Origin of the sequence: Vibrio sp. CUB2, from assembly GCF_001557945.1 — a bacterium.
Classification (GTDB): domain Bacteria; phylum Pseudomonadota; class Gammaproteobacteria; order Enterobacterales; family Vibrionaceae; genus Vibrio; species Vibrio owensii.
Window position 1 is genome coordinate 1 of sequence record NZ_LNRB01000043.1, and the last position, 5,303, is coordinate 5,303.

7 protein-coding genes and 1 pseudogene are annotated in these 5,303 nt (G+C 40.9%); 3 read left to right on the top strand and 5 right to left on the bottom strand.

Annotated elements, in window-relative coordinates:
- Positions 1 to 143: 143 nt before the first annotated feature.
- Both ATB78_RS27490 and ATB78_RS27495 read left to right on the top strand, forming a co-directional pair.
- On the top strand, positions 144 to 497 hold the full coding sequence (locus tag ATB78_RS27490) for a glyoxalase/bleomycin resistance/dioxygenase family protein (protein ID WP_025527329.1): 354 nt from the start codon (positions 144 to 146) through the stop codon (positions 495 to 497).
- Between the two features lie 388 nt (positions 498 to 885).
- Complete coding sequence (locus ATB78_RS27495; RefSeq protein WP_061011128.1) at positions 886 to 1,101, top strand: hypothetical protein; 216 nt, start codon at positions 886 to 888, stop codon at positions 1,099 to 1,101.
- Between the two features lie 762 nt (positions 1,102 to 1,863).
- Here the strand turns inward: ATB78_RS27495 and ATB78_RS27500 are convergent.
- The 4 genes and pseudogenes from ATB78_RS27500 to ATB78_RS27515 all read right to left on the bottom strand — a co-directional run bounded on the left by ATB78_RS27500 (position 1,864) and on the right by ATB78_RS27515 (position 3,773).
- A pseudogene (locus tag ATB78_RS27500) lies at positions 1,864 to 2,361 on the bottom strand (GNAT family N-acetyltransferase).
- Positions 2,358 to 2,630: a DUF1778 domain-containing protein gene (locus ATB78_RS27505; RefSeq protein ID WP_031382125.1), complete on the bottom strand. Its 273-nt coding sequence runs from the start codon at positions 2,628 to 2,630 to the stop codon at positions 2,358 to 2,360. The pseudogene ATB78_RS27500 and the gene ATB78_RS27505 overlap by 4 nt, the downstream one beginning before the upstream one ends.
- A 328-nt stretch (positions 2,631 to 2,958) precedes the next feature.
- Complete coding sequence (locus tag ATB78_RS27510) at positions 2,959 to 3,402, bottom strand: helix-turn-helix domain-containing protein (RefSeq protein WP_061011129.1); 444 nt, start codon at positions 3,400 to 3,402, stop codon at positions 2,959 to 2,961.
- Positions 3,403 to 3,428: 26 nt separating this feature from the next.
- Entirely contained in the window at positions 3,429 to 3,773 is a 345-nt protein-coding gene (locus ATB78_RS27515; protein WP_061011130.1) for a DUF4258 domain-containing protein, read from the bottom strand.
- A 245-nt stretch (positions 3,774 to 4,018) separates the two neighbouring features.
- Between ATB78_RS27515 and ATB78_RS29740 the strand changes: the two genes are divergently transcribed.
- Positions 4,019 to 4,597, top strand: coding sequence for a hypothetical protein (locus tag ATB78_RS29740; protein WP_038887878.1), 579 nt, complete (start codon positions 4,019 to 4,021; stop codon positions 4,595 to 4,597).
- A gap of 259 nt (positions 4,598 to 4,856) precedes the next feature.
- Here ATB78_RS29740 and ATB78_RS30210 read toward each other — a convergent pair whose 3' ends face one another.
- Positions 4,857 to 5,120 carry a hypothetical protein gene (locus ATB78_RS30210; protein WP_155647882.1) on the bottom strand — a complete coding sequence of 88 codons (264 nt, stop codon included), beginning with the start codon at positions 5,118 to 5,120 and terminating at the stop codon, positions 4,857 to 4,859.
- Positions 5,121 to 5,303 lie beyond the last annotated feature (183 nt).

Consider the following 5,303-nt stretch of genomic DNA (forward strand, 5'->3'; position numbering starts at 1 on the left):
AAACATAACAAATTGTTCAAGAGTGATTCGGCACGCGTGGCATTTTTACTATGCGTTGGTTTTAGTGGTTAAGGTGTTATGCAGAGGCTTCGGTATTGCGTGCCTCACACCTTAACAAGGCGTTATGTGGTTGGAGAAAAATTATGAATCCATCAGCGGTTCTTGTTCATGTCCCAGATGTAGCGAAAGGGCTTGAATGGTACAAGAAAGCTTTTCCAGAAGCCGTTCCGGTTTACCACCCTGACTTTGATTTCACGGCGCTTGATCTAAATGGTTTCTCACTAGAAATAGTCCAAGCAGACAAAAAGGTTGGTGCTGGTAAAAGTGGTACAGTTGTTTACTGGTCTGTAGATAATTTATGTGTTGCTCTGGCTCATTTTGAAGAACTAGGTGCGTGTCTTTATCGTGGACCAATGGAAATTGAAGATGGGCTTTCAATGTGCCAAGTTGAGGACCCATTTGGAAACTTAATAGGACTACGTGGGAAAACCACATAACAAATTGTTCAAGAGGGATTCGCAACGCGTGGCATTTTCACTATGCGTTGGTTTAAGTGATTAAGGTGGTATGCGGTCGCTTCGGTATTGCGTTACTCACCCCTTAACAAGGCGTTATGACACTTACTTATGAACCCAGCGAAGATTTTATTTTAACCCTATAAACAGAGTGGTATATTCATTTGTGCAATGTGTTGCTTTTGCAACTAGGTTTATATTTATAAGGGTTTGATAATGTACAAATGTCCGAAATGTGGTTCCCACGATACATATAAAGAAAAAATTATGGGGCAGGACACTGGTGACCGTGTATGCCAAGAATGCAATCATATTACTTCAGCTGCAAGCTTTCGTGTGAAAGAAGAAGTAACAGAAAAAGGAAAAACTCATGGCTAAATCCCACAAAACAGTACGCCTTAGTTCATGTGTAAGTGAATCGTGTCCTGAGTGTAGTACGCTTCTAGATTCAGAAGAGCTAGCGCAAAACATAGACCATTTGGTTAATGTACATGGTTTTAAATTAAAACATGTTGGTCAAGAAACCACGCGAGACGACGTAGGTGAAAACTGGCAAATGACAGTGGCTATGTTAACCAAATCGTAAACAGTGTCATAACAATCTGTTTAAGAGTGATTCGCAACGCTTGGCATTTTTGCTATGCGTTGCGTTTTGTGTTTAAGGTGGCATGCGGGAGCTTCGGTATTGCGTTGCTCACACCTTAACAGGGCGTTAGTTTGCAAGAGGAAAAACGCAGCTAAATCGCAAGATCTAGTGGTAAAAGCTCAAAGTTGAAATTGTCGTGTCGGCGTTCAATTTGAGTGTTAACTAGCGTGGTGAAAATTCAGAATTGGCATCGTTTCAACGGTTGATTTGTTCTTTTGTGCGGTGACTTTTGGGTTAACTGAGTCGAAGTTTTTTGCTGAAATTCTGCTCGTTGACTTTGTTGGTGCAAAAGCCGATTTACTCGCTGCGAGGACGTTTTCTCTGGTGTGGTAAGTGCATGTGGTTTCTATGACTTTGTTGAAAGTCCGCATTGTGAGATTGGTTTTCCAAAAGCGCTTTTTGGTGTTGTTAGTTCGTTTTCTGCGGCGTTGTTTGTTTCACGTGGTTTCATTGACTAGCCGCTTTTAGACTACGCCTGACTAAAATGCATCAAAGCACATAAAGTTTATTGTTTGCAAAGTTTAAAATGACTTAAAATCAACGCTTTGGGTTTGCAAACTAACAAACTGCTCAAGAGGGATTCGCAACGCGTGGCATTTTTACTATGCGTTGAACTTAGTGATTAAGGTGGTTTGCGGCGGCTTCAGTATTGCGTTGCTCACCCCTTAGCAGGGCGTTAGTTTGCTAAAGGCTAGCGGTTAACTAGCCTAAGCTTGCTCTCACATCTGCAATGGTGATGAAGAGTTTGTTTTCGGCATCATGAAATGCTTGAAAACCATAGCGTTCATAGAAGTGTTTCGCACCGTCTTTGGCATCAACGATAACAACTGGAAATGCAACGCTATCACTAGCGGCTAATAGTTTTCTGAGTGCGTCAATAAGCAGCTACTCACCAAAGCCTTTCCCTTTGTATCGGTCATCGACAGCAAGGCGGGCAATCAGACCACCAGAAGTGGATGATTGGTGCTTTTTTTGTAACTTATCAGGCAATGCCTTTAAGTCAATTGGTGTCATTGTTAGCGTGTAAAAGCCGATAACATGTGAATTGTCGCTATCATCTTCCAAAACAAAAGTTCTGGTGTTGTCCTTCTTTGCTTGCTGACTCGCCATTACTTTTAAGTAATTATTGAGAGCTTCGATGCCACAGTTGAATCGGTTTCTATCGTGTTTAGCTTTATCTAGAAGTACCGTATTCATCATTGAGTTTTGCTCTCGTATCGATCAGCAGCAGCTTTTAGTTTTGAGTTCTGTGTTGCAGGACGATCTAAAGCTTCCATGAGCAACATCGCATCTGCTTGGTTCAGTTTTAAAGCCTGTTCACGTTCGATGACTTGTTTAGCTTTTTCGATTGCAGCGCTTAGAACAAACGAGTTGATGCTAGACATGCCGGCGATCGCGGCAGCCTTAGTAAGTAAGTCTTGTGTATCGACATCAACTCTAGCGGTGATGCGAGGCAAAGTAGTAGCCATAATGTTATCTCCTGTTGTGTCAAAATGTCACATGTGTATTATGGTCTTAAAGTGTGCAATAAGCAATATCTGTGTCACTTTGGCACGCAAACTAACAAACAATTTAAGAGTGATTCGGCACGCTTGGCATTTTTACTATGCGTTAATTTTAGTGATTAAGGTGGTATGCGGTGGCATCGGTATTGCGTGCCTCACACCTTAATTGGGCGTTAGTTTGCATCGGCGTATTCCGCGCTGTAAGCAAGAATGTAGTTAAGTATATGTATTTAAGTTCCTTAACTAAAAAGAGGACTCGCAAATTGCGAGCCCTCTTTTTATGGGTAATAGTTTAAGCTGCTATAGCTTTCCACTCCCCTTGATTTTCTTCCAAGCAAACTTTGCTTTGCATATCTGCAATCTCAGCATCAGCCAATGACTCAATGGTTAATGATACGTGGCTTTCTTTGTCGATAGATTCTAAGTACAAGGCACGCAACATTACGTCTGCAAGATGAGGAATTTCAATCTCTCCTTTCTCCCATCGAGCAATGGACTGTCTATCGCAGTAAATCAGTTGACCTAAACCCGTTTGAGATAGGTTGAACTCTTTACGCAAAAATTTAAGTTGAGCTGCAGACATCCATTTTTTCTGAGAACAAATTGCAACTGCAATTGCTTGATGGATTCCGTCAAAATTTGTGAAACTTACGAACTCTTCACCATCTTCCTCTGTGGAAACAAAACCATTTTTTAGGTAGATGTTTTCAAGGCCGCTTTCGGTGTAGTGATACATAATTATATTTCTCTCTAATTTAAAGTTTACTCTACGTAAACTGTTACAGTCTTCGCTTCTGGATCCACATCGATTTCTTTCAGTGCGATAACGACTGTTATTCTTTCACCAGCACTGACTCCTAAGAGGGTGCAAATGTAATCACCATTTGCTTGTCTTGCCGGCTCTTCTTGCATAATAGATCTTGAGCTGGATAACACGTTAAAAATGTCTCGAATGGAGACACCTCGTTCTGCCATCCGGTCTTTGGTATGCTTACCAATTCTAATCCTATGCTTGTGGTTTGTTGCTAAATCATTAATTGTCTTTTTAGCTGTCCCCATTCTCAATGGGAACTCGCTTACTGGTGTTGGGTCTGAGTTGTTAGTCATAACTAATTCTTCTTATTTTGTATCATAGTGATACATTGCTGTGAGAATGTCAAATGTATCTTGGTGATACATGATTATTTTAGTGAGTAGCCTTCATAAATATGAAACTAACAAGGCGTTTAAGGCAGATTCGCAACGCTCGGCATTTTAGGTTTGATTCAACTTTAGTGTTTACGGCACAATGGTTTAGGTTAGGTGTAAGCGTTGCTCACTACTTAACGCGGCGTTATGTTTTTAAGGAAGCTATGACTAAAGTTTTGGATTTTATAAGAGAAAATATCAGGTTCTTATTCGCAGTATGCGCAAACTTGGTAGCACTTGTTGTCGCCATTATTTGGGCGGTTGATAGTAACTGGCAAACAGGTGCTCCTTTAGAAATGGAGCCAATCGTTACATCGATAGCTTTATTTGCAACGCTTCTCGGATTGAATTTTGTGAATGATAAACTTACCAAACCACATATCAAGGTTACATTATCCATGTCATATGCTGAACATCCAATACATGGACCGATGAATGGTATTAATATTAGGCTCGAAAATCACTCAGTGATTAAAACCTTTATTAAAAATTTTCAAGCTCAGTTACCAGAGTCGAAGCAAGTGTTACAGTTTATGTGGGATGGTTTTACCGAGGCTCGCATTTCAAATGTTACTTTAGAGCCTGGAGAGGCGTTTTCTTTTAATATTGTTAAGAAAAATTTTGGTGCTTCATCTCGAGTAGTCGAAAAATATGGGGACTTTGTCGTTACCACTGAAACAGGGTATCAGTTTGTGGTACCAGCTAAAATCTTTAAAGAGCATCTGGAAATCCTATTCAGTTAAAAACATAACAAACAATTTAAGAGTGATTCGGCACGCGTGGCATTTTTACTATGCGTCGGCTTTGGTGTTTAAGGTGGTCTGCGGCAACATCAGTATTGCGTGCCTCACACCTTAATTGGGCGTTAGTCGCCAGAAAAAGCTAGCGGTTAAAATCATGTTTCTAAGCTCAAAACTTGGCTACTGGTTACTGGTTGTTTGATTCATAGCTCCATCTTCGACGGTCAAAGCTCAGTTTCATCGGTTCTAGATCAATTCATTGCTAATTTCCAAGCGGTTGTTTCGTTCTTTGGTGGTGATAGAGCGGGGCAATCGAAAATCTGTTTTTGGTTGCAAACCTGCTCGGTGAGTTTGTTGGTTTAAAAGCGTATTTACTTGCTGAAAGGACGTTTTCTCTGGTGTGGTACGTTCCACGTGGTTTCAGTGACTTTGTTGAAAGTCCGCACTGTGAGATTGGCTTTCCAAAAGTGTTTTTTGGTGTTGTCAGTCCGTTCTCTACGGCGTTGTTTGTTCCAAGTGGTTTCATTGAGTAGCCGCTTTGAGACTACGCCTGACTTAAATGCATCAAAGCACATAAAGTTTGTTGTTCGCAAAGTTTAGTTCGGCTTAAAATTGTCGCTCGGTGCCTCGCGACTAACAAACTGCTCAAGAGGGATTCGCAACGCGTGGCATTTTTACTATGCGTTGAATTTAGTGATTAAGGTGGTTT

Bases quoted from the DNA above. Each gene is read 5' to 3' on its own strand.
- ATB78_RS30210 (WP_155647882.1), bottom strand. From the start codon at position 5,120: ATGAAACCACTTGGAACAAACAACGCCGTAGAGAACGGACTGACAACA.
- ATB78_RS27510 (WP_061011129.1), bottom strand. From the start codon at position 3,402: ATGTATCACTACACCGAAAGCGGCCTTGAAAACATCTACCTAAAAAAT.
- ATB78_RS29740 (WP_038887878.1), top strand. From the start codon at position 4,019: ATGACTAAAGTTTTGGATTTTATAAGAGAAAATATCAGGTTCTTATTC.
- ATB78_RS27515 (WP_061011130.1), bottom strand. From the start codon at position 3,773: ATGACTAACAACTCAGACCCAACACCAGTAAGCGAGTTCCCATTGAGA.
- ATB78_RS27505 (WP_031382125.1), bottom strand. From the start codon at position 2,630: ATGGCTACTACTTTGCCTCGCATCACCGCTAGAGTTGATGTCGATACA.
- ATB78_RS27490 (WP_025527329.1), top strand. From the start codon at position 144: ATGAATCCATCAGCGGTTCTTGTTCATGTCCCAGATGTAGCGAAAGGG.
- ATB78_RS27495 (WP_061011128.1), top strand. From the start codon at position 886: ATGGCTAAATCCCACAAAACAGTACGCCTTAGTTCATGTGTAAGTGAA.